Source organism: Halorussus caseinilyticus (genome assembly GCF_029338395.1).
GTDB lineage: Archaea > Halobacteriota > Halobacteria > Halobacteriales > Haladaptataceae > Halorussus > Halorussus caseinilyticus.
Window position 1 is genome coordinate 3,269,131 of record NZ_CP119809.1, and the last position, 26,316, is coordinate 3,295,446.

Genomic DNA, 26,316 nt, shown 5'->3' on the forward strand with positions numbered 1-26,316 from the left:
CCGTCCGAGAAATAGTAAACGTTTAACTACGCCCGGTGCTATCTGTGAATCGAGGGCTGGTAGCTCAGTTAGGCAGAGCGTCTGGCTTTTAGCACGACACACCCGGAGATTCCGGATGGTCGTGGAAGACACCAGACGGCCAGGGGTTCAAATCCCTTCCAGCCCGCTATCTTTTGCGACGAGCAACACGGCGAGCGCCTCGTGCGCTCGCCACTCCGCGAGTCGCAAAGTACGATGCTAAAAGGATTCGAACCCTGCAAGTCGCACGCCCGCGTGGTTCGAGAGCAACGCTCTCGTCATCCCGAAAATCTCCGATTTTCGGCGACAACGAAGTGAGCAGGAACGTCTTGCTCCGGTTCAAATCCCTTCCAGCCCGCTTCTGCGACGAACGAAGGTGAGGAGCGAAGCGACGACTCGATAGACGAGTCTGTGTTTTCTAGTCCGTCAGTTACGAGTTGAACCATTCGGGACACTACTGCGCCGACGAAAAGGAACAACGAAGCTAGCTACTCCCGACGCCAATCAGGACCGCAACTGCACGGCCCTCGTCCTCCCCACCCTCCTCGTTCGCTCCCTGCGGTCGCTCTACTTCGTCCCTCGCGCGCGTTGCTCGCGCGCGCCGGGTCGAAAGTCGAGACTGGCGCGCTGTTCCGTCGAAAGAGGTGGCTCTCACCTCGGTTTCAGGAGAAGAGTCGGGAAGGAGGGCGCCTCAGACGCTCTCGAAGTCGGTGTTCACGTCGCCGTCGCGGTCCAAATCGACGATGGCGTCGAACAGGCCCATGAACTTCTCGACGTGTTCCTCGTCGTGGACGCCCTTCGAGAGGTGGAACAGGCCAACCGCGTCGTGTTCACGCAGGAGGCCCAGAATCTGGCGCACCACGTCCCGAACGCGGGACTCGTCGGCGTAGTAGGCCATCTCGGTGATGGAGTCGAGACTGATTCGGCGCTTGCCGTCGGTATCTTCGAGGAAGTTCCGCGTCACGTCCAGAATGCCCTCCAAGTCGTCGGGCGAGGAGACGTAGTGGACGTTCTCGGTGCTTCGGCGCGAGTAGCCGCGTTCGATGCTCAGGGTGTCCAGAATCTCGGCCTTGCTCTCGTCTACGTCGTAGTGGCTGAGTTTCTGTTTGACTTCTCGCGCGGTGGTTCGGGTCGAGATGACGAGGAAGTGGTCGGTGTCGGTCTTCAGAAAGTCGGTGTCGATTCGGTCTGTCTCACCGGTACTCGGATGCAGCAGCAGGATACCCGTGCCACCGGGTACCGTCTCGGGGGCGTTTTCGATGGCAAGTCGATAATCCATATCCACTGGTAATACGTGGCGACGACTTAAGAATGCGGGTCAGACGCGTGTGAGAAACACACCCGTCGCGGAACCCCTGACTCAGAACACGCTGTCGGCGGTGGCCGCCCCGACCACGCTGAAGATGGCCCCGACGCTGATGGCCCGGAGCGTGATGGCGACGGTCTCCATCGTGGGTTCGCCGCCGACGTACGTCGTCTCCGCGAGGAACGTCTCCGGTGCGTCGAACACCAGCGCCAGAATCGCCACGGACCCGAACGAGACCACCATCAGCGAGATGAACCGCGAGGGGACTCCGGCCACCTCCGACTCGCGGTCGGGGTCCCGGTCGTCGTCAGCCTTGTAGAGCGCCCCGTAACCGATGAGGAAGACGATGAGAACCGTCAACACCCCCTGAAAGAGTTCCATGTGACTCGCCAGCACCCACACCTCCTCGGTGACGACGAACGGTCCCGCGAGCAGGAACCCGCCGACCACCTGCTGGGCGGTGTCAGCGAGCGCGAAGCGCTTCTTCGGTCCGACCATAGGCGACGTGACACACCGCGAGGGTAAAAGCCCCGTGCCCGCGGACCTGCCCGGAGACGCCACCCGGCGACGCCACCCGGAGTCGGACGGCGTTCCGAATCGGTTTTGTCCGTGGCACGACTCCCTCCGCGCATGAGCGTACGCGAGGAGTTCGACGACTGGGCGGCCGACGGCCGCGACAAGGGGATGGAAGACCGCCACTGGCACACCGCCAAGTACGTGCTGGCCCGGATGCCGGTCGAGGCGGGCGACACCGTGCTGGACCTCGGCACCGGGAGCGGGTACGCCGCTCGCGCGCTCCGGGACACCAAGGACGCGGGCCGGGCCTACGGACTCGACGGGTCGCCGGAGATGGCGCGCAACGCCACGGAGTACACCGACGACGGCGCGGGCGACGGCGACGTTGGCTTCCTCGTGGGGGACTTCGACCACCTGCCGTTCGCCGACGACAGCGTGGACCACGTGTTCACGATGGAGGCGTTCTACTACGCCAACGACCCTCACGAGACCCTGCGCGAAGTCGCCCGCGTCCTGCGGCCCGGCGGCACCTTCTTCTGCGCGGTCAACTACTACGAGGAGAACGTCCACTCGCACTCGTGGCAGGACAACATCGACGTGGAGATGACTCGGTGGTCGGCCGCGGAGTACCGCGAGGCCTTCCGGGACGCCGGTCTCTACGTCGCCGAACAGGACAACGTGCCCGACCGAGAGACCGAGATTCCCGACGAAAGCGAGTTCCCGACCGAGAGTTGGGACTCGCGGGAGGCGATGGTCGAACGCTACCGGGAGTTCGGCACCTTACTGACGGTGGGCGTCGCACCCTAACACCCTGCTCCCGGCCTGATTTCTCACTCCATCTCCCGAGCGAAGTCGTAAAACTCGTCGTTCGGGCGCATGTCCGCCATCGAGGCCATCCGGTTGCTCAGGTTGAAGAAGGCCGTCACGCTCCCCACGTCCCAGATTTCCTCGTCGGAGAGACCGGCGTCACGCAACGCCGCCAAGTCGTCGTCGGTCACGCGCCCCGGCTTCTCGGTCAGTTTCACGGCGAAGTCGAGCATCGCCCGGCGTCGCTCCGAGAGGTCGGCGGCGCGGTGGTTCGTGGCGAGTTGGTCGGCGAGTTTCGGGCGCTCGCTGTAGAACCGACAGAGCGCGCCGTGGGCGACGACGCAGTAGAGGCAGTCGTTGACGCCGCTGACGGTCACGACTATCATCTCGACCTCCTCGCGGTCGAGCGGCGTGTCCTCCACGAGGGCGTCGTGGTACTGGAAAAAGGGCCGGAAGTGACTCGGCTTGTAGCCGAACGCGCGGAAGACGTTGGGCGTGAACCCCGCGCGCTCGGTCTCTTCTTCGATTCGCTCGCGGAGGTCTTCCGGCAGGTCCTCGATGTCAGGGACCGGGAAGTTCGTCATCGGCGGGTCGCCGGTCCGGTCGCCACTCGTCCGGTCGTCGTCGGTTTCGGGGTCGTCGGACATGACGGTCGGCACTGACGCGGGGTCGCCAGTTAGTTCTCACTGCGTGGTAGGCGACTCGCGCGGCCCGAGGGCGCGCGAGTCGCCCAACGAGTCGCTCCTACGCCTTCTCCCCGGCGAGAATCTCGGTCTCCAGCCAGTTCTCCTCGGGCGGGAGCGGGCAGGCGAACGTCTCGCTGTAGGCGCAGAACGGCGAGTACGCGAGGTTGAAGTCCAGCGTTATCTCGTCGCCGTCTTCCAGTTCGCCCTCGGTCTCGAACTCCATGTACCGGCCGTTCTCGTAGCTCTGCTGTCCGGTCGTCTTGTCGCGGAACGGGACGAACAGGCCGTCGTCGTCGGCCTGCTGGCGGTAGCCCGCGAGTTCGTACGCCTCGCCGTCGAGTTCGAAGTGGAGCGTGGCGACCCGGAGGTAGCGCTGTGGTCGTCCGGCGCTCACGTCCATCTCCACGGGGTCGGGCCGGTCGTGGACCTCGACGGTCGCAGTCACGCGGTAGTCGGCGTCGGGGTCGAAGTAGTCGAGACCCGCGAAGTCGTCGCGCTCCTCGGGCGGAATCGGCGACTGGGGGTGGTCCCCGAAGAAGTCGTCCTTCTCTGCGCGGTGGGACTGGAGTTGCTCGCGCCACTGCGCGGCGTCGAAGTCGTCGGCGTCGGTCATGGTCGGTCGTACTCGTTCGCGCCGGGTAACGCTTCTTATCACTCTCTGAATTCGTCGGAAGGAGCGCGGAACGAGACGGGACGCGGAACGCAGATGACGACTGCCGACGCCTATCAGACCGCACCCGCACGGCACCGCGAGGGCCTCACGCCTCCCCAACCGATTGCGTTGCTCACTCCGTTGCGCTACTCATCCACCGTCAGAGGCACGCTCTGACGAGCCTGCGCTCACGTCCGTTCGCGCAGACCCCGCGCGGTTGGCGCGTCGCCATGGCGACGCGCCAGCACGCGCCGGGGTGACTGTTCAACCCTCTCACTCGTCCGGTCTGCTCGCGTGCCGTCGAGAACGCGGGTCTTTTCCCGTCGCCGTCCCTACCGGCGATATGGACAAACGCGAGCAGTTCCTCGCGGGCGAGCGACCCGAGGACGTGACGCTGTTTCTCGCCGACTCGTTCGTCGAGGGCGAGGGCGACGGACTGGCCAAGCACGGCGAAGCAGTAGACGGCGGCGTGGTGTTGGTAGTCGAGGGCGACCAAGGCCGGAGCGTGTTCAAGACCGCGACCGGCATGGACGCGATGGGGTTCGCGAAGCAGGCGATGGGTACCGACGGCGAGATTGCGCGGGACCTCGCGGGCGGCGACTGCCCCGACTGCGACGGTGGCAACGTCGAGTTCGTCTTCGCGTTCGCCGAGGAACAGAACGAGGAGGTCGGCGGTCTCTACGCCGAGGGCGAAGTCATCCACGCCTACGCCTACTGCGACTGCGGCACGGCGTACTCCGAGAAATGGGTCGCCGACGGGTCGGCGTAGACGGTTCTTCTGACGCGCGTGGCGGTCTTCGGGTCGTTGGAGAGTGAATCGACTAAGGCTCGGAAACACCTCGTTTGTTCACTTCGTCTCGTGATAGCGACGTAGAAACTGCTTTGACGAACGCTCAGAAAGCCCCCACCCGCTCGCGGTCGCTGGCCGACATATCCGTCGTTCGCTTCGCTCACTCCGGATAGAGGTCGGCCAGACGACCACGGTAAACGCGAGCGGGCGGCCCCTTTCATCCACCCAGACTGGTGGTTTGGTCGGCCGTGGCGTTCCGGCGGTTGATTCACCGGGCGCATCCCGGTGGAAGTTCCACCGAGCGCGTCCCGGCGGCCGTCGGCCGCCGGGGTCGCGTCGTCGTCGGGGTTCGCTGGCCCAAGCCGTTTTGCCGGTGACGATTGCACGGCCGTCATGGAAGACTACGAGCGCGTCCCCGTCGAGGACTGGAACGCCGTCGCGGACCACCTCCGGGAAATCGCCGCCGACGGCGAGGTGTCCGAGAGCGGCGAGGGCATCGAAATCACGGTCGGGAGCGCGACCTTCCTCGTCACGAAAGACGGCCGGGTCTCGGCCGGGATGCCCCTCCACGACTTCGAGGATGGCGGCGTCGAAGCCCTCTACTTCGACCACGACGCCGGTGCCATCCGCGTCGAGGGTGGCGACCTCTCTTACGAGTTCCGAACGCCGTCGTAAGGTGTTTCCTCCCGCAGTCCCTCCACCTCGGCGATGACCGACGCCGACGAACCAGCGCCGACTCGTCTCGACGCAATCGCGGTCGGAAGCGCCGTCGTGGACCGCGTGTACGGCCTGACCAACCTCCCCGAACCCGACGGGGGCGCGTTCGTCCGGGACGAATCGACCGCAATCGGCGGGGTCGCCGCGAACGTCGCCGCGGCACTCGCCAGACTCGGGCGCGAAACCGGGGTCGTCTCCCGCGTCGGCGACGACGACGCGGCCGACCGGATTCTGACCGACCTCCGAAATCGGGGCATCGACGCCCGGCGCGTCCGACGCGGAAATCCTGACGAACAGACCTCCTACTCGCTGATTCTGCGCGACCCCGACGGCAAGCGCATGATTGTCGCTGGCGGCGAGAGCGTCCCGAACCTCCGACTGACCGACGCCGACCGCGACTACCTCCGGCGGGCGGACCTCGCGTTCACCAGCGCGTACGCGCCCGACCCGGTGGTCTCGGACCTCGTGGCGGCCGCGAGCGACCCCGGCGACTTCCCGCCGCTGGTGTTCGACCTCGCCGGACCCCTCTCGGAACTCGAAGACCGGGCCACCCGCCCCGAGACCATCGACGCCCTCCTGCCGGTCTGCGACTGCTTCGTCGCCAACGAGGTGTCGGCCCGGTCGTACCTCGGCGCGGACCCCCGCGAGGCGGTCGCACAACTCCGCGAGCGAGGCGTCACCAGAGCCGCGCTCACCCGCGGAACAGACGGCGCGCTCCTGCTCACCGAGGACGACGAAATCCTCGACATTCCGGCGTTCGAGGTCGAGACGGCCGACACCACCGGCGCGGGCGACGCCTTCACCGCCGGACTGGTCCACGGGTGGCTCCTCGGCAATCGCTCCCCCGAGGAGGCCGGACGCTTCGCCGCGGCGACGGCGGCGCTCAACTGCACCGCCGAGAACGCCCGCGGGGGTCTGCCGACCGTGAGCAAAGTCCAGAGATTCCTCGAACAAAAATAAGGATTTCAAACAAACTCAATATAATGTTCCTACTTCTCTAATTTCTTCTGATATATATGAGTCTCTAGATGGAGACGTGATATAATTCGATACGAATACAAATAATCGAACTATAACCATGGCTGTTATTCCTCCGATGGAGAAAAGTAGATGATGTTCTGCTATCCGTCGGTCTATTAACGGGAAAAACACAGCTATCGGAATAACCAAAAGTGCAGAGCCACCCGTCAAAAATTGAGCCAATATAAGAACTGTACTCAGTTGTGCAGTCACCATTATGAAGGTGGAAAGAATCAGTAACGAAACGAAAAAGCCCCTCTTGTTCTCTGGTATTTCTTCAATCTCGGAGCCAACTTCTTCCTCTTGGTTCACACGCTGTGCAGAAACGTATAGTACCATTGCTACCGTGGATATCAACAGATACCCGACATCATTTGGAGAGAAATAGAAGGCTAGTCCGATTCCGGGAAGGGCAAACAACGCTCCGATTATTGTGTTAGTACGAACAGCACTAACAAACCGAAAGAGAGCGTTTTTCATGTGCATATCCCTCCTAGTGGCATATCGTACCTCAAACGTCTTGTACTTAAGGCCAGCATTTATATCTGTATGTTTTGCCGAAATTGCTCTCCCTGTTGCGCTGTGACTCTATCTAAATAAAACTCAAGGACTACATACGTTATCCAATCTTCTTCTATCTCACTTCTTATCTTTGTAAAGATTAATCCGGAAGACAGAACAACAATATCGGAAGCTAAAATTACTATTTCACTCCTTAAATCGTCCATATTTAGATTAACAAGCTCAAGTGATTGTGGAGAAATGTACTCAAACCGGATAGAGACCGTTAGGACAAGGAACCAAAGAAAGAGTAGCCACGAGCTTACCCATATTCCACGCGAGAACAGATATAATGCCTGCATTCGAAGGGCTCGTGAGCGTCCCGAATATTCAAGATACGCCAGAAGCAACTTAAAAAGCCGATAATAGTCGTTGAAATTTGACGGAAGTCTGAAGGTTGTACTGCAGAGTAGCAGAAATGTCTCATCAATACTTGATACTTCAAACCTTGATTTCGATTCTTCGTTCAGAATGTCTTTTATGAAGCGTGGAAATCCATGATCTCCATCTGCCCATCCTCCTATTGCTTGTAGAGTCTGGCCCAGAACGAATGAGAAGAGAATAAAAAGGAGAATATTTGTTATTGAGACTGTATTTCCACCGAGTATATTCTGTAGTTTAAAAGGAAACGTGAAGCCGATTAGAAATACAACCCCCGGTACAATATTAGCGAATATGTCGTAAATATTGAACGAGCTAAGTGGGTTCTTTGTCACAATCGACTATCTTTACTTATCAATAATAAAGGCATCTCTTCATCGCACTTCGTCGGCGGCCGCAACCAGTCGCTCGACTCGTTCCACAGAGACGGGGTTCGTCGTCTCGCCGCCCTCCTTGAGCGCGGTCCCCACGATAACGCCGTCGGCGACCCCGAGCAGGTCGCCGATGTTCTCGGGCGTCGTGCCGCTTCCGACGAAAATCGGCGCGTCGAGTCCCGCCTCGTCGCGGGCCGAGGCGACCGCCCGGAGGTGGTCGCCGCCGACCTCGTGGCCGGTTCCCGCGCCGGAGACGACGACGCCCTCGGCCAGTCCGCGCTCGACCGGTTCGGCGACCGCTTCGGCGTCGAGCGGTCGGTCCGCGAGCGCGGCCGAGTGTTTCACGTCCAAATCCGCGAGGATGGCGGCGTCGGAGTCGAGACGGTCGCGCAGGCGGACCGTCTCGTGGGCCTGCCCCTCCACGACTCCTTGGTCGGTCACGCGCGCGCCTACGTGAACGTTCACGCGTACGAACGCGCTCTCGGTCGCGGCCGCGACCGAGAGCGCGGCCGCGGCGTCGTTCCGAAGGACGTTGACGCCTATCGGGAGGTCCACTTCGTCCTCGATTTCGGCGACGACGCGGGTCATCGACGCGACGACGTGCTTGGGCACGTCGTCGGGGTAGAACGGCGCGTCCCCGAAGTTTTCGACCATCAGCGCGTCCACGCCGCCCGCCTCGAGTCGCCGGGCGTCTCGGAGGGCGGTCTCTCGGACCTCTTCGAGGTCACCCGAGAACTTCGGCGCGCCGGGCAGGGCCGGGAGGTGAACCATGCCGACGACGGGTTTCTCGGCGTCGATAGCGTTCATGGTTGGAGATGGGCCGGTCGGCGGTTAAGCGGTTCGTTCGTGCTGGGATGGTCGAGTCGTGCGGAGATTCAAACGTGATGAGGCAGAACGCCCGGTCCGTGAACGGTGGTCCGAATACGTCGGACGCACTCCCGCCGGACGCGTCGGCGACCGAGGCGCTGGAGAACGCGGTCGAGGAGTCCCGCCGGGAGTACGACAAGAGGGTCGAAACGATGGAGGAAATCGACGACAAGGCGATGCGAAGCGTCCGGACCGCGGTGATTCTGGTCGGGTTGGTCGTGTCGGGGGTCAGCGTCGGTGGTCCGGGTGCCATTAGTGGGTTTTCGTTACTTCCGGTTGTCCTCGGCGCACTCGGCGTCGTCTCGCTCGTCGTCTCGATACTCTTCGGAGTCGGTGCGTACTCTGCCACGCAGTATCCGACGGGAATCGGGGAAACTCATCGAAACGACGTGATTACCGGCGCGTACAGCCACGACGAATGGTTCGTCAACATGATAGACGAGTACGACGAGTGGTCGGAGGAACTCGCTGAAGAGACAGCAAAGAACCTCCGGTATCTCGAAGTCGTACAGCTCTTGCTTTCGATTGGAGTTGTCTCTCTCCTCGTTTCTGCAGGGATGATAGTAGTACATCGGGCATACGGAATTCGACCGTTAGGTACTTTCGTCGGTTCCCTCGTCATCGTGTTTGCCGCCCGAATCTATTTAGGTAATAATGACTAAAACCGGTACATGGGCAAATCACGGAAAACGGGAAACGAACTCGAACCGTCACGCATTCAAAAAGGAACGCCGCTCGCACGCAAACTGTTCGCCAAAATCGGAATCACGTCGGCCCAGTACGACCGCCAGCAGAGGGAAGAAGGGAAAGAGTCCGAAGACCGGTAGTCAGTTCTCGTCTTCGGTCTCGCCGTCGTCTTCTCCCGCCTCCTCGTCCCAGTCCAGATTGTAGAACGCCTCGATAATCACCTGCTTGGCCGTCGCGCCGCGGGTCGTCCAGTGGTGGGCGTAGTCGAGCATGTCGTCGTAGATGCAGGGCTTGCACCCCGCGGCCTTCGGGTGGCCGCCGCCGTTGACCTGCCGGGCGACCTCGTGGGCGCGTTCGAAGTTGTCGGTGCCGCGGATGGACGCGCTTCCGGAGGGCTTGACGACGACTGCGGCGTCGGTCCCCTGCTGGCGGAGTTCTTCGGCGACCTCGTTCTGGGAACACCGGCCGTAGGTCACGCCGACGGTCCACGGCCCGACTTCCTCGATGTCGGCGCGGGCGACCGCCTTCTCGATGAGTGCCTCCTTCTCGACGCGCATCTCGGCGAGGAACTCCTGTACGTCCTCGGGGAGGTCCGCGCCGTGTTCGGCGACGGCCTCGATGTACTCCTCGGGTTCGGCCCAGTAGGAGAAGTCCGCGAGGTCGTCGCTCCGCGGGTCGTCGCGTATCCAGAGGTCGTGGTCGCGGGTGACGGCCGCGAGTTCCGCGAGGTAGTCGGGGAAGTCGTAGTCGATGGCCCGGACCGCAACGTCGGCGGTACACTCCTCGTCGCTGTCGCCGACGACGAGGTTCACCCCGGCGTCCCGGACCGCCTCGGCCACGGGGTCGGTCCACTGGTGGTGGTCGAACCAGTGGAAGTCGCCCGCTTGGTCGGCCAGCACTTCCAGCGCTTCGCCCACTTCGTCGTAGGTGTCGGGACAGAGGTCGCAGACGAAGACGGTCGCGCCGGGTTCGCTGTAGTCGGCGACTCGCTCCAGCGCGTCTTCGAGGTCGTGGGGACCGGCGTCGATGAGGGCGGCCTCGCCGTAGACTTCCCGGACCAGCGCGGTGCAGGCGAGTCCGTCGGCGTCGGGGTCAGCGACGACCGCAACGTCCGCGCCCGTCAGTTCCGCTTCGGCCTCGGCCTCTTCTTTCGCTTCCTCTACGGAGTCGGGGACGAAGAATCCCTCTCCGGGGAGGATGGACTTTCGCTCGACGGAGAGGTTGTCGTCGTCGATGACCCAATCTTTCATACCCTTCCCTCGGGGTGGGTCGGGGAAGAATCCTCGGTTGTGCGACGGGGCGATGGGGACGCCGCGGCGGGCCGTCGGACCGCAGGGACGCGCCCGGCGACACCTCCGATTTCCGGCGCGTGGAGCGCGACCGAACGAGCGCCGATGTCACGATGCGTAGCGAGCAGTGTCACCGAAATAGAGTCAACTAAAAATTGCTCGAAGCAATAATTATATTGCTTAGATAAACTCGAATGTGTCTATAACCGGTTCATCTCTCGTCTTCCGCGAGCGACCGAATCGCGTCGTCCAACCGCTCGAACTGCTCGCGCCGCCGCTGGTCGTTCGAGTCGGAGATGCGTATCTGGGCGCGTTCGTCCACGTCGAACACCGCGTCCTCGTCGAGGTGGGTCTCCTCGACTGCTTCCCGGAGTTTCGACTTGTCGAAACTCCGAACAGACTCGGGGTCCACGCCCGCGGCGGCGAGCGCACGCTCGACGGTCGTCTCGTCGCGCAACTGTCGGTACTCGTAGGTTCGACGGCTGACGCTCCCCAAGTCGGCAGAGACGGTCGTGTCCCGCTGGAGTTCGTCCAAGAGCGCGTCCCGGACTTCCTTGCGGGCGTCCTCGGCGGAGTTCTTCAGGTCGGCCAGAAGCGAGTAGAGGTCGGCCAACTGGCCGACGCCGAGGTCCTCCAGCGACGACAGGTCGTACTGGCTGGCGATGCGCAGGAGGACCAGCGCGTCTCGCTCGAACCCGAGTTCGAAGTCGGTCTCTCCCTCGCTTCCCTCGAACTCGCCCGACTGCCGGGTGAACTCGCCCGCGTCGTCGCTCGCGCGGGTGGTCGGAGAGGTGTCAGTGGTCGGGTTCGCGCCGTCGGAGACAGTCGAACTGCCGGACTGCCCGCCGTCGTCGGCCTGTTGCTGGCGGCGCTTCTCGGTCTCCACGAAGTCGCGCGCCCCGCCGTACCCGAGTCGGTCCCACGAGTGGCCGTCGTCGTCCGACCGGCCGACGTGGGCGGCGACCGGGCGAATCGCGTCCCGGTAGGTGCAGTCGCTCACGGGGCACTCGACCGGTTCGTAGTCGCTCGCGTCGGTCATCTACTCTGCGTTGGTTCGTGACGCGGGATAAAGCTTCGTCGCTCGCTCCGCACCGTGACGGTGACCACCGGAGTCGCTCCGACGGGCGTCTCGAAAGCCCCCGCCCGCTCGCAGGACCGAGAGCGGGCGGGGGCTTTCTCCCATCCGGCGATTGGTCGGCCGAGCGTTCGCGGTGGTTCGGTCGGCCGAGCGTTCGCGGTGGCCTGTTCCGCCGAGTGCGTCCCCTCCGCGTCTCACCGGGCGACCGGTCCCCGATTCGGCGTCACGACGGCGACCGTCGGGAAATCAACAGGTATTTTTCCGACTCCGGACTTAGAGGCTCCGGGATGTTACTTCAGGGAACGGTCGTCGCCGACTCCGAGACGGTCATCGAAGACGGCGCGGTCGTCGTGGAGGGCGAGGAAATCGCCGCCGTCGGCGACCGCACCGAACTGGTCGAGTCCTACCCCGACCACGAGCGCAAAGAGTACGACCTGCTCACGCCGGGCGTGGTCGGCGGGCACGTCCACTCCGTCCAGTCGCTCGGCCGGGGCATCGCCGACGACACGGCCCTGCTGGACTGGTTGTTCGACTACGTGTTGCCGATGGAGTCGTCGCTCGACCCCGAAGGGATGGCCATCGCCGCGGAACTGGGCTACCTCGAACTGCTCGAATCCGGCGTCACCACCGCCATCGACCACCTGTCGGTCCGCCACGCGGACGAGGCGTTCGAGGCCGCGGGCGAGCTGGGCGTCCGCGCCCGGATGGGCAAGGTCCTGATGGACACCGAATCCCCCGACGGCTTGCTGGAGGACACCCGAGAGGGCTTGGACGAGACCGAGCGCCTGATTGAAAAGTACCACGACACTCACGGCGGGCGCATCCGGTACGCCGTGACGCCCCGATTCGCCGTGAGTTGCACCGAGGAGTGTCTCCGCGGTGCGCGCGAACTCGCGGACGCCTACGAGGGCGTGCGCATCCACACCCACGCGAGCGAGAACCGCGACGAGGTGGCCACCGTCGAGGAACGGACCGGCCAGCGCAACATCCACTGGTTGGACGAGGTGGGTCTGACCGGCGAGGACGTGGTGCTGGCTCACTGCATCTGGACCGACGAGGACGAGCGCGAAGTCCTCGAAGAGACCGGCACGCACGTCACCTACTGCCCCTCCTCGAACATGAAACTCGCCTCGGGTATCGCCCCAATCGTGGACTACGTGGACCGGGGCATCAACGTCGCACTCGGCAACGACGGCCCGCCGTGCAACAACACCCTCGACCCCTTCACCGAGATGCGCCAAGCCAGTCTCCTCCAGAAGGTCGAACACTTGGACCCGACGACGACACCCGCCCGACTCGTCTTCGAGATGGCGACCGAGAACGGCGCGAAGGCCGCGGGGTTCGAGAACGTCGGGCGACTCCGACCGGGATGGAAGGCCGACATCGTGGGCCTGACGACCGACGTGACCCGTGCGGTCCCCCTCCACGACGTGTTCTCTCACCTCGTGTTCTCCGCGCACGGCGACGACGTGGACTTCACGATGGTCGATGGCCGAGTCGTCTACGAGGACGGCGAGTTGCAGACGGCCGACGCCGACGAGATTCGCCGCCGCGCGCGAGAGTACGACCTGCCGGTCGCGCCGGAGTGAGTCGCCGGGGGCGGGCGGCGACCGTCGCCCGCACTCTAAAATTTCCACTTCTGTCAATTAATATCGCAATTAGACTAATTTTAACTACTCTATAGTGCTAAAAGACAAATAATGGTCGATATTCGGCGGCGATAGACAAGTAACGTTATATGCCGGTAGTTACTCCTACCCAGTATAATGCGACACGATGGCAAGGAGCAGGCGAATCGGCGGACGTTTCTCAAGTTCGCGGGCGCGGGTGGACTGGCGGCAACTGCTGGCTGTCTCGGACTCGGTGGTAGCGGTGGCGGCGGTGACGGTCCCGACAAGATAGTGTTCGGCCAGCCAGCGGCCCAGACCGGCCAGTGGGACTTCCTCCAACCGGGCGTCTCGCAGGCGACCGACGCCGCGGTCAAGCACATCAACGACGCTGGCGGACCGCTCGACGCGGACTTCGAAGTCGTCCGACGCGACACCGCCGTCAAGCCACAGGAGGCCCGGTCGGTCGTCACGCAACTCGTGGAGAACGACGACGCGCTGGCGCTGTTGGGTCTGTTCTCCAGCGAAATCAACCCCCTCTTCGACTTCCTGCAGGAACAGAAGACGCCCGTCGTAACGCCGTGGCCGGGGTCGAACTTCCTCGACACCCGCGGCGGCGACCACGGGACGCCCGAGAACCTCGACGACGACGAGTGGGTCTGGCGGACCGTCATCAGCGACACGGTTCACACCGCGGGCGCGGCCAAGCGCGCGCTCGACCAAGGCCACAGTAGGGTCGGCGTCATCAACGGCAACACCGAAGGCGCGCGCAGTTGGGCCGACGGCTTCGTCAACGCCTACGAGGAGGGCGGCGGCACCGTCGCCGAACAGGTCGAAGTCAGTCAGGGCAGTTCGAGCTACCAGTCGGCGCTCAGCCGCCTCTTCGAGGCAGACTTCGACGCGTTCGCGGTGAGCATCCCGCTCGAAGACGCCATCACCCTGTTGGGCGACTGGGCCGACGGCGGCTACGGCCGCCAGCCCATCCTCTCTGACCCCCTCGCGCAGGACGAACTCCCCAAGCAGGTCGGGAGCGCCCTCGACGGCGCGTGGGCCGCCAGCCCCGGCGACGCCGGACCGAGCTACGACACCTTCGAGAGCGAGTACAACAGCGTGGACGGGGACGCCGAGATAAACGGCTGGACCGCCCCGGCGTGGGACGCGACGCAGGTGGCCGCTCTCGCAATCGAGCGCGCCGGAGAAGCGAGCAGAGAGGCCGTCGAGAAGAATCTCGGGCCGGTCACGCGAGGCGAGGGCACGGAAGTCGCCTCGTTCGAGGAGGGCAAGGAGGCGCTGGCCGACGGCGACGAAATCGTCTACCGAGGCGCGGCGACGGCGGCGACGTTCACGAACTTCGGCAACGTCTTCGGTTCCGTGACCATCAACGAGGCGAACGGCGGGTCGTTCTCGACCATCGAGACCATCCCGGCCGAGGAACTGCGCCAGTTCGTCAGCGAAGACGAGTACTGAGATATGGGGTTGGCTCAGAACGTCGTCTTCGGTCTCGTCACGGGTTCGTACATCGCTATCGCCGCCATCGGGTTCACGCTCATCTACGGCATCGTGAACATGATAAACTTCGCGTACGGCGAGTATCTCACCATCGGCGCGTTCGTCGGCGTCCTCTCGGCCGGGATGCTCCCGTTGCCTCTGCCGGTCGCGGCGCTCGTGGCGATGGCCGGGGGCGGCGTCGCCAGTCTCGTCCTCGCGCGGGCGTTCTTCACGCCCATCAACGACACCGGTCCCGTGCCGATGCTCCTCACGTCCATCGGTCTCGGGTTAGCACTCCGGAACCTCATCCGACTCACCGGCGGGCGGAGCGCGCGCTACTTCGACACCGAGACAGCGACCTACCGATTCGACGGCCTGCCGGACCTCGCGGTCGGTCCGGTGGACCTGCTTGGCGACCTGTTCGTCACCTCCGAGCAACTCGTCGTCGTCGGGAGCGCGGTCGCGGTCTTCGTCGTCCTGCACGCGATGCTGACCCGGACCGACGTGGGCATCGCCATGCGCGCGATGGGCGACGACGAGAGTCTGGCCCGCGTCCGGGGCATCGACACGCAGTTCATCCGCGACAGCGTTTGGGTGGTGGCTGGCGTGTTGGCGGGACTCGCGGGCGTCCTCATCGGCATCCAGACGAACGTCAGTTCCAGCACCGGCTTCAGCCACATCCTACAGATTCTCGCCGCCGCCATCCTCGGCGGGGCCGGGAGTCCGTACGGGGCCATCGCGGGAGCCTACGTCATCGGTCTCGTGCTGGCGCTCTCGACGGCGTTCCTCCCCGCGGGGATGACGGGCATCTCGACGGCGGTGGCCTTTTTCATCCTCGTCGTCGTCCTGCTGGTCAAGCCGAGCGGTATCGCCGGACAGGAGGTGCGTGAGGCGTGAGCGTCGGCGACCGCCTCCCGGAGAGCATCGGCGACCGCCTCCCCGACCGGAGCGGCGACTCGGCGCTCGCCCTCGGCGGCGTGCTAGTCGTGCTGGCGGCGCTGTTTGTGCTGACTCCCATCAGTGCGACGCTCCCCGGCGCGCTCTACGTCTTCCTCGAAGTCGCCATCCTGTTCGCCGTCTACGGCATCCTCGTGTTGGGGTTGGACCTCCAGTACGGCCACACCGGGCTGGTCAACTTCGGCCACGTCGTCTTCTTCGCCGTCGGTGGCTACACCGTGGCGATGCTGTCGGCAGAAGACCCCTTCGCGGGTATCGGTCTCGGCCTGCCGTGGCCGCTGGCGCTCGTGGCCGGAATCGTCGTCGCCGGAGTCCTCGGTGCGGTCGTCGGCGCGACTTCGCTCCGCCTCCGGGACGACTTTCTGGCCATCGCTACGCTGGCGACCGCCGAAATCTTCCACTCGCTGTTCGTCAACTTCCGCGGCGTCTTCGGCGGGAACACCGGCATCCTCGGGGTGCCACAGCCGGTGAAGGCTCTCGCGGGCGACACCGACACCACGCTACTGGCGACTCTGTTGCTGTTCGGCGGTGCCTGCGCTATCACCTTCGCCGTCGTGACGCGCCTGACCGACTCGCCGTACGGCCGCGTCCTGCGGGCGATTCGGGCCGACGAACTCGTCACGCGGTCGGTCGGCAAGTCCACGTTCACCTACAAGATGCAGGCGTTCGTCTACGGCGCGGCGCTCGCCGGACTCGCTGGCGGTCTGTTCGCGCTGTACAACGGTGCGGTCGCGCCGGGCTACTTCACGATTCAGGTGACGGTGACGGTCTGGATAGGCATGTTGCTCGGCGGCGCGTCGAACCACCGCGCGGTGCTGGCGGGTCTCGCGGTCATCATGGGCCTGCGACTCCTGTCTCGGTTCGCGCTCGGGGTCGCACCGGTCTCGGCCGACGCGTTCGCGTCCATCCGACTCATCTTCGTCGGTCTGGTCCTCGTCGGCGTCATCCGGTACCGACCGGCGGGAATCTGGGGCGACGAGAAGGAACTGGGGGTGGACTCGTGAGCCTCCTCGACGTGGACGGCATCGTCAAGGAGTTCGGCGGTCTCCGGGCCATCGACAGGCTCTCGATGTCGGTCGAGAAGGGCGAACTCGTCGGCGTGATGGGTCCCAACGGCGCGGGTAAGTCCACGTTCTTCAACTGCGTCAGCGGCGTGCTGACGCCCGACGACGGGCAGGTCCGGTTCGACGGCCGCGACGTGACCGGCGACTCCCCCGAGGAGTTAGCCCGGACGGGACTGGTCCGGACGTTCCAGCGGACCCGCGAGCTGGAGACGATGACGGTCCGGGACAACGTGAGACTCGCCGCGCCCGACCAGCCCGGCGAGCGCACCCTGCCCGCGCTCCTGCGCACGGACGGGATGCAGACCACCGAGCGCGAGGTCCGCGAGCGCGCGGACGAACTCATCGAGGCGTTCGAGTTGGACCACCTCGAAGACGAGTACAGCAGTAACCTCTCGGGCGGCCAGCGCAAACTGTTGGAACTCGCGCGGGTGCTGATGCTCGAACCGGACCTACTGATGCTGGACGAACCGTTCGCGGGGGTCAACCCCTCGCTGACCCGCGACATCGCCGCGCGCATCCGCGAGTTGAACGACGACGGGATGACGGTCGTCATCATCGAACACGAGTTGGAGACGCTGACCGAACTCGTGGACCGCCTCGTCGTCCTCCAGCAGGGGAGCCTCCTCGTGGAGGGCGACCCAGAGGAGGTACTGGCGGACGAGCGCGTCATCGAGGCGTACCTCGGAGAGTGACCATGGACCAAGGACACAGCTACGAGCAGTTGGACGGAGACGAGACGGCCCGCGAGCGACTGGCGGTCTCCGGCGACGAGTCGCCGGAGACCGCCGACCGACCGACGGAGGTGGTCGCGTGAGCCTCCTCGACGTGTCGGCCCTCGACGCGGGCTACGGCGAGTTACAGGTCCTCTCGGACGTGGACCTCCACGTCGAAGCGGGCGAGTACGTCACCATCGTCGGCCCGAACGGGGCTGGCAAGTCCACGGCGATGAAGGCCGTGTTCGGCATCGCAGACCGACTGGGCGGCTCTATCACCTTCGACGGGAGCGACATCGGCGACTTACCCCCCGAGGAGGTCATCCACGAGGGACTGAGCTACGTCCCGCAGGTGGACAACGTTTTCCCGTCGCTGACGGTCGCGGAGAACCTGCGACTCGGCGCGTACATCCTCGACGAGACGCCCGACGAGCGCCGACGGGCCGTCTTCGAGCGATTCCCGGTCCTCGAAGAGCGACTCGACGCGAACGCCGGGACGCTCTCGGGCGGCCAGCAACAGATGCTGGCGATGGGCGCGGCGCTGATGCTCGACCCGGACTTGCTGTTGCTGGACGAACCGTCGGCCGGACTCGCGCCCGACCTCGTGACCGAGATGTTCGACCGCGTGGACGCGGTTAACGACTCGGGCACGGCCGTCCTGATGGTCGAACAGAACGCGAAGGAGGCCCTGCGGCGGTGTGACCGCGGCTACGTGCTGGCCCAAGGCGAGAACCGCTACGAGGGGTCGGGCGACGAACTACTGGGCGACGAGGAAGTCCGCAGGCAGTTCCTCGGCGGCTGACGAGTTCGAACCGACCGTCGGCGTCTGCCTGCGTATCTCTTCTCGTTTCGTGGTAACAGTACACTTATTTAGCCGTAGCGTCGAGTGTGTGTTCATATGGACGTTGTCGTGGTCGGCGGCGGAATCGTCGGACTCTCCTCGGCGTACTCGCTCGCAACAGCTGGTGCGAACGTCACGCTGGTCGAGAAGGGGTCGCTCGGGATGGGAAGCACCGCGCGGTCGGCGGGCGGCATCAGGATGCAGTTCTCGACGGAAGTCAACGTCAGGCTTTCGCTGGCGAGCGTGGAAGTCTGGGACGACTTCGCCGACGAGTTCGGCGTGGACATCGAACATCGGCGACCGGGCTACCTCTTTCTCGCGCGGAGCGACGAGACGGCCGACCGATTCCGGGCGGACGTGGCGATGCAGAACGACCTCGGGGTCGGAAGCGAGTTCCTCTCGCCCGAGGAGGCGCGCGACCACTGCCCCGGACTCCGAGACGAGCAGTTCGTCGCCGCCCAGTACAACGCCGAAGACGGCTTCGCCGACCCGAACCTCGCGGTGCAGGGCTACGCCGAGAGCGCCCGCGAAGCGGGAGTCGATATTCGGACGAAGACGGCCGTACGGGACGTGCTGACCGCCGAGTCCGCGGAGACCGCGGACTCGGCGGACGAGAGCGCCGACCTCGCCGTCACTGGCGTCGAGACAGACGACGAACGCCTCGACGCCGACTTCGTGGTGAACGCCGCCGGAGCGTGGGCGGGCCGGGTCGCCGAGATGGGGGGTCTCGACCTGCCGATACACCCCCGTCGACGCCAGATTGCGACGGTCGAACCGACGACGCCGGTCCCCGAGGACGTGCCCCTCACAATCGACCTCGACACTGGGTCGTACTTCCGACCCGAGCGCGACGGCGCGGCGCTCGTCGGCGGGAAGTTCGACGAGGCGGACCCCGACGTGGACCCCGACGCCTACTCGGAGTCGATGGACTTGGCGTGGGCGGCCACCGCCGTCGAACGCGCGGCCGACTGCGCGACCTACTTCGACGCCGACTCGCGCATCAAGCGCGGATGGGCCGGACTCTACGCCGTGACGCCCGACCACCACCCTATCATCGAGGAGACCGCGCCGGGGTTCGTCACCGCGGCGGGCTTCTCGGGCCACGGCTTCCAGCACGCCCCGGCGACCGGGGAAATCGTCGCAGAGCTGTGTCTCGACGGCGAGGCGTCTCTCGTGGACGTGAGCGCGCTGTCGAGCGGCCGATTCGACGAGGCGGGCGACGAGTTGGTCGAGCGGAACGTCGCCTGAACCGCCGACTCACGGGGACGACCTCTATCGCGGCCACGACTGACCCGAGTACGAGCGGGACCGACCGCGTTGGACCGCACCGAGGAGCGAGTTCGACGGTCACGCTCGCCCAACAACTCCGCTAGGACGTGGTTCGTCGCGAGCGAAACTATCGACCACTACCTCCACGAAATCGCTGTCTAGGTCCTATCTGTTCGATTTCCGCTCTTGGTCGGGGTGGTCACTGATGAATACGCTCGTGTCGTCCGGAACGTCGTCGGTCACCCACGAGTTCGCACCGATGCTTACGTGGTCGCCGATTTCGACCGTCCCGAGTACGTTGCTTCCAGCGCCGATGACGACGTTATCGCCGATGTCCGGATGGCGCTTGTACTCCTTCGCAAGCATGTGGTCTTCGCCTTCTTCCTCCTCGAAGTGGAGCGCGCCCAGCGTGACGTTCTGGTAGACCCGAACCCAGTCGCCGATTGTCGAGGTCTCGCCGACGACGACTCCGGTGCCGTGGTCGATGAAAAAATACTCGCCAATCTCTGCACCGGGATGGATGTCGATACCCGTCTCAGCCTTCGAGTACTCGGCGAGTTCGCGGGCGTACTCGAAGCAGTCCTCCTCGTAGAGGATGTGTGCTACCCGGTGAATCGTGATGGCGTGAAATCCGGGATACGACCGGATAATCTCACAGTAGCTCTTCGCGGCAGGGTCGCCCTTGTACGCGGCCTCGACATCCTTCTTGAGCGCGCGTCGAATCGCTGGCAACCGGTCGAGCGTCTCGTCGACGATTGCGGTCGGATTATCCGTGTCACTATCTGAATAGGACGTGATGCCCTTCTGCATACAGACGCCGAGTTCGGTCAGGCGTGCCCGAGTTTCGTCGGGGTCGTCTAACAGTTCCGTCGCGTTCCAGCACCGAGGGAACAGCAGTCGTTTGAGGAGGGGCGGTTCGTCACGCAGTGAATCGCGGCGAGGGTAGACCCGTGAGGTGTCCGTCGGGAACGGCGATTCGTCCGCTCGATACGACTCTACGAGTTCTCTGTGGGCGTCACCGGTGTACTCGTAATCCATATGTGTGAGTGTTACCGCTGTCGAGTGAAGTTTGTTCTTTTACTTCGTCACCCCCGACCGTTGCCGACTGATTCACAACGGCCCGCCACCAGTGTCACCTGAAGAGGTTATCCCGCTCGACCACCGAGAACCTATATGCAGTGGTGCGACAAGCCAACGAGTTCCTCCGAGAGCGAGGGTGTGAGGGCTCGGAATCGAAGCCCGAAGGGGGAAGTAGCGTGACCGACGACCCTCTCCCGGCAGAACACCTCACGCCGCTCGCCACGCTCGTCGACGAGGTTCTCGCGGGCGTCGGCTACGAGATGGCGGCCGCCACCGACGCCATCAACGAGGCCGTCCCCGGCTACGGCGGTCTGTTCGACCCCGCAACCTCCTCGGAGGAGTTGCGTCGCGCGCTCGAAAATCTGCTGGCGTCGGGACTCACTCGGCCACCCCTCACCGAGCCGACGGGCGACACGTTCGTCCTCTACGTCGATGGCAGTTCGCGCGGCAATCCCGGTCCCGCAGGTGCGGGGGCTGTCATCATGGACGCCGAAGAGAACGAACTCGCGCGTCTCGGCCGACCCGTCGGCTCCCGGACGGGGAACAACACCGCCGAGTACGTCGCTCTCCAACTCGGACTTTCAGAACTGGTGGCTCGCTACGAGCCACGCGGACTAGAAGTCCGCATCGATTCGATGACCGTCATCCGAGACGTTTGGGGTGGCGACGACCCCACCGAGCCGGGCGTCGAAACGTACAGCGAGGGCGTCACGGCGGCACTGTCGAGCATCCCGGACCACCGCTATACGCATCTGGCCGACAGCGACCCGAACCCCGCCGACGCGCTAGCGACAGTTGGAGCCGATATTGCGGCCTTCGGACCCGGATAGTCGCTCTACGAAGTATCAGGCAGTAACGCGCTCCCCGAGTTTGGGGGCACTTGCATCGAAGCCCTCGTCCCGCAACTCTTCAGCGAAGTCTCTACATCGGTCGCCGTGGTTCACCAGAACCTCGGCGTCCCGGTACGAATCGAGAAACTCGAACAGACCGTCGCGGTCAGCGTGAGCCGAGAAATCGTACGACTCTACTCGCGCGCTCACAGGCACGATACGACCGTCAATCTCAGCACGGCCTCTATCCAGTAACTCTCTGCCGGGCGTCCCCTCCACCTGATACCCCGTCATCGTAATCTTGTTCGTCGGGTTCATCCGAATCTCTGGAATATACGACATCACCGGCCCGCCACTCAGCATCCCCGAGGTCGTCACGACGACCGTGTTCTTCTCGGCGATGCGCCTGCGCTGGCCGTCGCGTCCGGTCACGAATCGCGCGTTGGACTTCGCTCGCTGGAGCGCGTCCGCATCCCGAACGAACTCGGGATACTGGCGCGCAATCTGCGTTACTTTCTGGCCCATTCCGTCCACGTAGCAGTCGATGTCGTGGGCCTCACAGACCATCAGCATCTCCTGCGTTCGACCGATGGCGAAGGCGGGGACCACCACAGTCCCGCCCTCCCAAATGGTGGTCCGGACACTCTCGGCGAATCGCTCCTCGACCTGCTCGCGGGGGTCGTGGTCCACGTCGGAGTAGGTCGATTCGGTAATCACCACGTCCGCCTCGGGTCGCGCCGTGGTGCCCGACAGCAGTTGCGTGTCCTCGGTGTGGAAGTCGCCGGTGTAGAGCAGTTTGGTCTCGCCGTCGTCCACCAGCACGTGGGCGCTCCCCGGAATGTGTCCCGCGTCGTAGAAGGTGACTTCGTAGCCTGCCGCGGTGAAGGTCTCAGCGTAGCCGTGGGCTTCGGAGACCTGACTCATACGTTTGACCTCGGTGTGGGTGAAGGGGCAGTCGTAGCTCCCGCCGTGGAGTTTGAGCGTGTCCTCGGCCAGCACGCGGGTCAGGTCGCGGGTCGGGGGCGTCCAGTGGATGGGCGGCCGGGCGTCGCCCGACAGCAGGGAGGGGACCGCCCCCACGTGGTCTAAGTGGCCGTGGCTGACGACCACGGCGTCGGGGTCGGGGTCGCCGACCGGGAACGACGGCGGGTTGCCCGTCGCCATCCCGTAGTCGAGCAACAGGGAGTCGTCCACGAGAAGGGCGCTCCGCCCGATTTCGCGGGCACCGCCGAGAAATTCGACGTTCATTAGCTCACCGTAGACGGTTCGGCCCTTTTCGTCCGTCGATTCAGTAGTCGGGGTCGGCGATAGGTCGGCGGGTCGCGTCGAACTCCGACGCGACCCGCCGACCCCGCCGAGTCGTCCGCACTCACCGAACCAGCGCGCCGAACACCCGTTCCTCGATTTTTCGGAGGTGTTCGCCCGCCGTCGTCGGCGCGATGCCGACGGCTCGGGCCACGTCCTCGTGGGTCGCTCGCCGCGGCGCGCTGTAGTAGCCTTCCTCGACTGCCGCTTCGAGGACTTCCTGCTGGCGGATGGTCAGCAGTCGCGCGAACGCGCTCTCGTCGGGGTCGTAGTCGCCGGTTTCGACCACCTCGAACGCGAGGGCGGTTTCGTCGGCCACGTCCCGAAACAGGTTCCGGAGGTCCGACTCGCTCCCCAAGTATGTCACGCGAAGCGACCCGTCGCCCTCGACGCGAATCGGCGTCTCTACCACCACGTCGGACTCGCGGGCGCGTTCGAGTACCCGCCGGGTCGTGTCCGTCGGTTCGAACTGGCTGACGGCCATCCAGCGGTCCCCCCCCGAGACGAGGTAATCGACGACCGACGGCGACTCCTCCATAATCTCTTCGTAGCGGTGCCTGTCGCCGCTCGCCTCGGCGAACGACAGCACCGTCCCGTCGGCGAGGAGTTCGACGCGGTGAATGGCTTCCCGCGTAATCGACGGTTCCGCCGAGAGTCGCTTGCCAAGCGGATGGAACGCACCGCCCTCGCCCGGACGCGCGAGAACCGTGAGATACCTCATACCCGTGATGGAAATCCGAGGGGACTTCAAAGGGCGTGGATGACCGGCGAACGACGATTCGTCGTCGCATCCGAACGAACGGATATGAGAGACACACGAGAGACGCCCGACATCGCAGTGGTCGGCGGCGGAATCTGCGGCCTGACGACGGCGCTCGCGCTCGAACAGCGAGGCTTCGAACCCACCGTCTTCGAGGCGGCGTCGGAGTACCGACCCGTCGGTGCCGGAATCCTGCTCCAGACGAACGCACTGCTCGTCTTCGACCGACTTGGGGTCGCAAACCGACTCCGGGAGGCGGGGGTCGCGCTCGGCGGGAGCGCGATTCACGCCCCGTCCGGGAGAGTCCTGAAGCGCCTCGACCTGAGCTTCGAGCGCGAGGCATTCGGCTACGGGTTCGTCTCGATACACCGCGCGGACCTCCTCCGGATACTGCTGGACGAACTCGACGCCGAAGTCCGGACCGGAAAGCGGTGCGTCGAGGTGAGGGACGCCGAGACGCCGACCGTCCGGTTCGAGGACGGCACGCGGGTTCACCCGGACGTTCTCGTCGGCGCGGACGGCATCGACTCCACGGTTCGAAATCTCGTCGCGCCGAGTGTCGAACCGCGTGCGATGGACGCCATCGTCTATCGGGCCATCGCCGACGTAGAACTCCCCGAGCAGTACCGCACGCGGGGAGTCGAGGTGTGGGGCGAGGGAACCTACACCGGCGGGGCACCTCTCGGTCCCGACCGGTTCTACTGGTTCGGGACGGCACCCGACCGACTGGAGAACGACCCGTCGGACCCGCGGGAACCCGCCGCGACGCTCCGCCAGCGGTTCGGCGACTTTCCCGACCCGATTCCGTCCGTCGCGGAGGCGCTGGACCCCGACGCGGTTTTCGTCACCGGCTTGGACGACGTGCCGGAACTCGAACGGTGGCACCGCGGGTCGGTCGTCCTCGCGGGCGACGCGGCCCACGCGATGCTCCCGTTCGGCGGGCAAGGCGCGGCGCAGGGCGTCGAGGACGCCCTCGCGTTGGCCCACGCCATCGACACTCACGGCGACTCGTCGTCGGCCTTCCGTGCGTACGAGACCGACCGGAAGCCCAGAGCCGACAGAATCCGGGACGAGTCCCGTAGGCTCGGGACCGTCGGCACGATAGAGTCGTCGCTCGGCGCTCGGGCGCGGAACCTCGCGGTCGGACTGGTCCCGTCTGCGCTCGTCCGGCGGTTCCGGCGACGACGAGCGTCCGGAACCTCGCTCCCCGAGACGCCAGTCTCGGGGAGCGGTTCGGGCGCGTGAGGTCCGAAGCTAAACCCGACACGTGCGACCGCCGCACTCTGCGGGCGTGACACTTGCTGACCGAACCCTCAAAAGGTCACGCGCCGTAGTTCGACCCGACCGAATGGCCCGGACTCTCGAACTCCCCAACGGCGAAACCGTCACGCCAGACGACGTGTTTCTCTACAACAACTACCCCTACCGCGTCGTGTTCCCGGACGAGGAGGCTTCGGCGGGCGACGAAGCGTCCGCGAGCGACGGGACCCCAGACGACGCCGAGTACGAGTTCTGGCTCTCGCCGCTCTACTGGGGCGGCGGCGAGATGGACATCCCGTTCCGCGACCGGGAGACGCTGGCCGAGCAGTGGGGGTCTCAGTCCCGCGGGACGCTGGCGGCCGAGGAGTGGGAACAGTGGTTGCGGGAGGCCCGTCACGACGACCGATTCGACGACGAGGAACTCGACGCCCTCGCCCGCGAACTGCCGGGGTCGGGCGGCGGGTTGGTAGACCGGATTCGGCGAACGCTGGGGCTTTAGTTTTCGAGCAGTTCCTGCGTCCGCGCCGCGACCGCCGACCGGAACGCGCTCACGTCGATGGACCGGTCGCCGTCGAACAGTCGGTGGTGTTCCTCGCGGGCGAGGGTTTCGACCGTGCGGTCGTACACCGCGTCGAACGTGACTGGGCGTCCACGGTCTTCGAGTTCGCGGGCGATATTTTCGACGCGCTGGCGGGTGGTGTAGCGCCGTGCGAGTTCGTCGGCGGACGCTTCGACCGGCGCGGCGTCGTCTTCCGCCCGGAAGTCGGGGTGGAGAATCGTCGCGCGCTGGCCGGTCTTGTTCCGGACGACGACGCCCGCGGCGGGACCGTCGTACCACGCCGAGTCGGGCACCTCGTAGCTCTCGGGGTCGAAGTCGGCGGCGCGGACCTCCTTCCGGAGGGTGTTGACCGACCGGAGTCCGAGGCGGTCGTAAATCTGCTCCACGGCGTCGGGCGGCAGGAATCCCTTTTCGTCGGCGTTCCACACGTCGAACCCGAGAAACGGGGGGAGTCGGTCCCAGTCGTAGTCGATGGCGCGACGGTGGGTCGCCACGCCGAAGAAGACGACCGACGACACGTCTCCGACCGAGTTCCGAAGCGCCTCGCGGTCGAATCGCTCGCGGACGTGCCGGACCGCGTGGTGGTACGGGACGGGAATCGCGTCGGCGTCGCCGGACTCCCGACGACCGTTCGGCGACGGGAGTCGGTCGGCGTCGTAGGTCCGCATCCGGTCGCCGAACTGGAGCATGCCCGACTCGCGGAGTCGAAACCGGAAGTGCGACCCGTCCACCTTCTCCTGTATCCAGAGGTGTCCGGAGTCGAAGAGACCGGGCGGAGCGTCCGCGGCACGCGGGACGGGCGGGTACTGCTTCATGCCGGGGAGTTGTCGGCGC

Annotated in this window: 28 protein-coding genes and 1 tRNA gene; 16 read left to right on the forward strand and 13 right to left on the reverse strand. The window is 64.9% G+C overall.

Features of this window, described 5'->3' with window-relative positions:
* Nucleotides 1-53: 53 nt before the first annotated feature.
* Nucleotides 54-166, forward strand: a tRNA-Lys gene (locus P2T60_RS16530).
* Between the two features lie 543 nt (nt 167-709).
* Here the strand turns inward: P2T60_RS16530 and P2T60_RS16535 are convergent.
* Together P2T60_RS16535 and P2T60_RS16540 are read right to left on the reverse strand one after the other, a co-directional pair.
* Nucleotides 710-1,297, reverse strand: a complete 588-nt coding sequence (locus P2T60_RS16535) for a DUF7090 family protein (RefSeq protein ID WP_276280336.1) — start codon at nt 1,295-1,297, stop codon at nt 710-712.
* An 81-nt stretch (nt 1,298-1,378) separates the two neighbouring features.
* Nucleotides 1,379-1,822 (reverse strand): DUF2391 family protein, encoded by a 444-nt coding sequence (locus P2T60_RS16540; RefSeq protein ID WP_276280337.1) that lies wholly within the window; start codon nt 1,820-1,822, stop codon nt 1,379-1,381.
* Nucleotides 1,823-1,954: 132 nt separating this feature from the next.
* Here P2T60_RS16540 and P2T60_RS16545 point away from each other — a divergent pair, with 132 nt between their 5' ends.
* Entirely contained in the window at nt 1,955-2,647 is a 693-nt protein-coding gene (locus P2T60_RS16545; RefSeq protein WP_276280338.1) for a class I SAM-dependent methyltransferase, read from the forward strand.
* A gap of 23 nt (nt 2,648-2,670) precedes the next feature.
* Here P2T60_RS16545 and P2T60_RS16550 read toward each other — a convergent pair whose 3' ends face one another.
* Both P2T60_RS16550 and P2T60_RS16555 read right to left on the reverse strand, forming a co-directional pair.
* A complete protein-coding gene (locus P2T60_RS16550; protein WP_382210136.1) occupies nt 2,671-3,294 on the reverse strand; it encodes a peroxidase-related enzyme in 624 nt (207 codons plus the stop codon).
* 97 nt (nt 3,295-3,391) lie between these two features.
* Entirely contained in the window at nt 3,392-3,946 is a 555-nt protein-coding gene (locus P2T60_RS16555; RefSeq protein WP_276280339.1) for a DUF1684 domain-containing protein, read from the reverse strand.
* Nucleotides 3,947-4,328: 382 nt separating this feature from the next.
* Between P2T60_RS16555 and P2T60_RS16560 the strand changes: the two genes are divergently transcribed.
* The 3 genes from P2T60_RS16560 to P2T60_RS16570 all read left to right on the forward strand — a co-directional run bounded on the left by P2T60_RS16560 (nt 4,329) and on the right by P2T60_RS16570 (nt 6,452).
* Nucleotides 4,329-4,754 carry a DUF5807 family protein gene (locus tag P2T60_RS16560; protein ID WP_276280340.1) on the forward strand — a complete coding sequence of 142 codons (426 nt, stop codon included), beginning with the start codon at nt 4,329-4,331 and terminating at the stop codon, nt 4,752-4,754.
* Nucleotides 4,755-5,168: 414 nt separating this feature from the next.
* A complete protein-coding gene (locus P2T60_RS16565; protein WP_276280341.1) occupies nt 5,169-5,450 on the forward strand; it encodes a hypothetical protein in 282 nt (93 codons plus the stop codon).
* 33 nt (nt 5,451-5,483) lie between these two features.
* Entirely contained in the window at nt 5,484-6,452 is a 969-nt protein-coding gene (locus P2T60_RS16570; RefSeq protein ID WP_276280342.1) for a carbohydrate kinase family protein, read from the forward strand.
* 15 nt (nt 6,453-6,467) lie between these two features.
* Here the strand turns inward: P2T60_RS16570 and P2T60_RS16575 are convergent, their stop codons facing one another.
* Genes P2T60_RS16575 through P2T60_RS16585 form a run of 3 tightly spaced genes read right to left on the reverse strand, consistent with a single transcriptional unit; the run spans nt 6,468 to nt 8,635 of the window.
* Nucleotides 6,468-6,998, reverse strand: coding sequence for a hypothetical protein (locus P2T60_RS16575; protein WP_276280343.1), 531 nt, complete (start codon nt 6,996-6,998; stop codon nt 6,468-6,470).
* 53 nt (nt 6,999-7,051) lie between these two features.
* Nucleotides 7,052-7,789 (reverse strand): hypothetical protein, encoded by a 738-nt coding sequence (locus P2T60_RS16580; RefSeq protein ID WP_276280344.1) that lies wholly within the window; start codon nt 7,787-7,789, stop codon nt 7,052-7,054.
* Nucleotides 7,790-7,828: 39 nt separating this feature from the next.
* On the reverse strand, nt 7,829-8,635 hold the full coding sequence (locus tag P2T60_RS16585) for a BtpA family protein (RefSeq protein ID WP_276280345.1): 807 nt from the start codon (nt 8,633-8,635) through the stop codon (nt 7,829-7,831).
* A gap of 8 nt (nt 8,636-8,643) precedes the next feature.
* Here P2T60_RS16585 and P2T60_RS16590 point away from each other — a divergent pair, with 8 nt between their 5' ends.
* A complete protein-coding gene (locus P2T60_RS16590) occupies nt 8,644-9,357 on the forward strand; it encodes a hypothetical protein (RefSeq protein ID WP_276280346.1) in 714 nt (237 codons plus the stop codon).
* A gap of 165 nt (nt 9,358-9,522) precedes the next feature.
* Here the strand turns inward: P2T60_RS16590 and P2T60_RS16595 are convergent, their stop codons facing one another.
* Both P2T60_RS16595 and P2T60_RS16600 read right to left on the reverse strand, forming a co-directional pair.
* The gene (locus P2T60_RS16595) at nt 9,523-10,632 is read right to left on the reverse strand and encodes a DHH family phosphoesterase (protein ID WP_276280347.1); all 1,110 of its coding nucleotides are present in this window, start codon (nt 10,630-10,632) and stop codon (nt 9,523-9,525) included.
* A 250-nt stretch (nt 10,633-10,882) separates the two neighbouring features.
* On the reverse strand, nt 10,883-11,710 hold the full coding sequence (locus P2T60_RS16600; RefSeq protein WP_276280348.1) for a DUF7983 family protein: 828 nt from the start codon (nt 11,708-11,710) through the stop codon (nt 10,883-10,885).
* A 326-nt stretch (nt 11,711-12,036) separates the two neighbouring features.
* Here P2T60_RS16600 and P2T60_RS16605 point away from each other — a divergent pair, with 326 nt between their 5' ends.
* The 7 genes from P2T60_RS16605 (at nt 12,037) to P2T60_RS16635 (ending at nt 19,667) form a co-directional block, all read left to right on the forward strand.
* Nucleotides 12,037-13,338, forward strand: a complete 1,302-nt coding sequence (locus P2T60_RS16605; protein WP_276280349.1) for a 5'-deoxyadenosine deaminase — start codon at nt 12,037-12,039, stop codon at nt 13,336-13,338.
* A gap of 177 nt (nt 13,339-13,515) precedes the next feature.
* Nucleotides 13,516-14,823: an ABC transporter substrate-binding protein gene (locus P2T60_RS16610; RefSeq protein ID WP_276280350.1), complete on the forward strand. Its 1,308-nt coding sequence runs from the start codon at nt 13,516-13,518 to the stop codon at nt 14,821-14,823.
* Between the two features lie 3 nt (nt 14,824-14,826).
* Nucleotides 14,827-15,741 (forward strand): branched-chain amino acid ABC transporter permease, encoded by a 915-nt coding sequence (locus P2T60_RS16615; protein WP_276280351.1) that lies wholly within the window; start codon nt 14,827-14,829, stop codon nt 15,739-15,741.
* On the forward strand, nt 15,738-16,805 hold the full coding sequence (locus P2T60_RS16620) for a branched-chain amino acid ABC transporter permease (RefSeq protein WP_276280352.1): 1,068 nt from the start codon (nt 15,738-15,740) through the stop codon (nt 16,803-16,805). The genes P2T60_RS16615 and P2T60_RS16620 overlap by 4 nt, the downstream gene beginning before the upstream one ends.
* A complete protein-coding gene (locus tag P2T60_RS16625; protein ID WP_276280353.1) occupies nt 16,802-17,557 on the forward strand; it encodes an ABC transporter ATP-binding protein in 756 nt (251 codons plus the stop codon). Before P2T60_RS16620 ends, P2T60_RS16625 begins: the two co-directional genes overlap by 4 nt.
* Before the next feature lie 118 nt (nt 17,558-17,675).
* Nucleotides 17,676-18,380 carry an ABC transporter ATP-binding protein gene (locus tag P2T60_RS16630; protein WP_276280354.1) on the forward strand — a complete coding sequence of 235 codons (705 nt, stop codon included), beginning with the start codon at nt 17,676-17,678 and terminating at the stop codon, nt 18,378-18,380.
* 96 nt (nt 18,381-18,476) lie between these two features.
* On the forward strand, nt 18,477-19,667 hold the full coding sequence (locus P2T60_RS16635; protein ID WP_276280355.1) for an NAD(P)/FAD-dependent oxidoreductase: 1,191 nt from the start codon (nt 18,477-18,479) through the stop codon (nt 19,665-19,667).
* Between the two features lie 186 nt (nt 19,668-19,853).
* Here the strand turns inward: P2T60_RS16635 and epsC are convergent, their stop codons facing one another.
* Nucleotides 19,854-20,726, reverse strand: coding sequence for a serine O-acetyltransferase EpsC (gene epsC, locus P2T60_RS16640; protein ID WP_276280356.1), 873 nt, complete (start codon nt 20,724-20,726; stop codon nt 19,854-19,856).
* A 218-nt stretch (nt 20,727-20,944) separates the two neighbouring features.
* Here epsC and P2T60_RS16645 point away from each other — a divergent pair, with 218 nt between their 5' ends.
* Nucleotides 20,945-21,598: a ribonuclease HI family protein gene (locus tag P2T60_RS16645; RefSeq protein ID WP_276280357.1), complete on the forward strand. Its 654-nt coding sequence runs from the start codon at nt 20,945-20,947 to the stop codon at nt 21,596-21,598.
* Between the two features lie 15 nt (nt 21,599-21,613).
* On the opposite strand, the gene P2T60_RS16650 is transcribed toward P2T60_RS16645, so the two are convergent.
* Entirely contained in the window at nt 21,614-22,846 is a 1,233-nt protein-coding gene (locus P2T60_RS16650; RefSeq protein WP_276280358.1) for an MBL fold metallo-hydrolase, read from the reverse strand.
* Nucleotides 22,847-22,967: 121 nt separating this feature from the next.
* Nucleotides 22,968-23,624 carry a helix-turn-helix domain-containing protein gene (locus P2T60_RS16655; protein ID WP_276280359.1) on the reverse strand — a complete coding sequence of 219 codons (657 nt, stop codon included), beginning with the start codon at nt 23,622-23,624 and terminating at the stop codon, nt 22,968-22,970.
* Between the two features lie 84 nt (nt 23,625-23,708).
* Here P2T60_RS16655 and P2T60_RS16660 point away from each other — a divergent pair, with 84 nt between their 5' ends.
* The gene (locus P2T60_RS16660) at nt 23,709-24,908 is read left to right on the forward strand and encodes an FAD-dependent oxidoreductase (RefSeq protein WP_276280360.1); all 1,200 of its coding nucleotides are present in this window, start codon (nt 23,709-23,711) and stop codon (nt 24,906-24,908) included.
* A 103-nt stretch (nt 24,909-25,011) separates the two neighbouring features.
* Complete coding sequence (locus P2T60_RS16665; RefSeq protein ID WP_276280361.1) at nt 25,012-25,422, forward strand: hypothetical protein; 411 nt, start codon at nt 25,012-25,014, stop codon at nt 25,420-25,422.
* On the opposite strand, the gene P2T60_RS16670 is transcribed toward P2T60_RS16665, so the two are convergent.
* Nucleotides 25,419-26,297: an RNA ligase family protein gene (locus P2T60_RS16670; RefSeq protein ID WP_276280362.1), complete on the reverse strand. Its 879-nt coding sequence runs from the start codon at nt 26,295-26,297 to the stop codon at nt 25,419-25,421. The two genes, P2T60_RS16665 and P2T60_RS16670, sit on opposite strands and share 4 nt — an antisense overlap.
* Between the last annotated feature and the right edge of the window lie 19 nt (nt 26,298-26,316).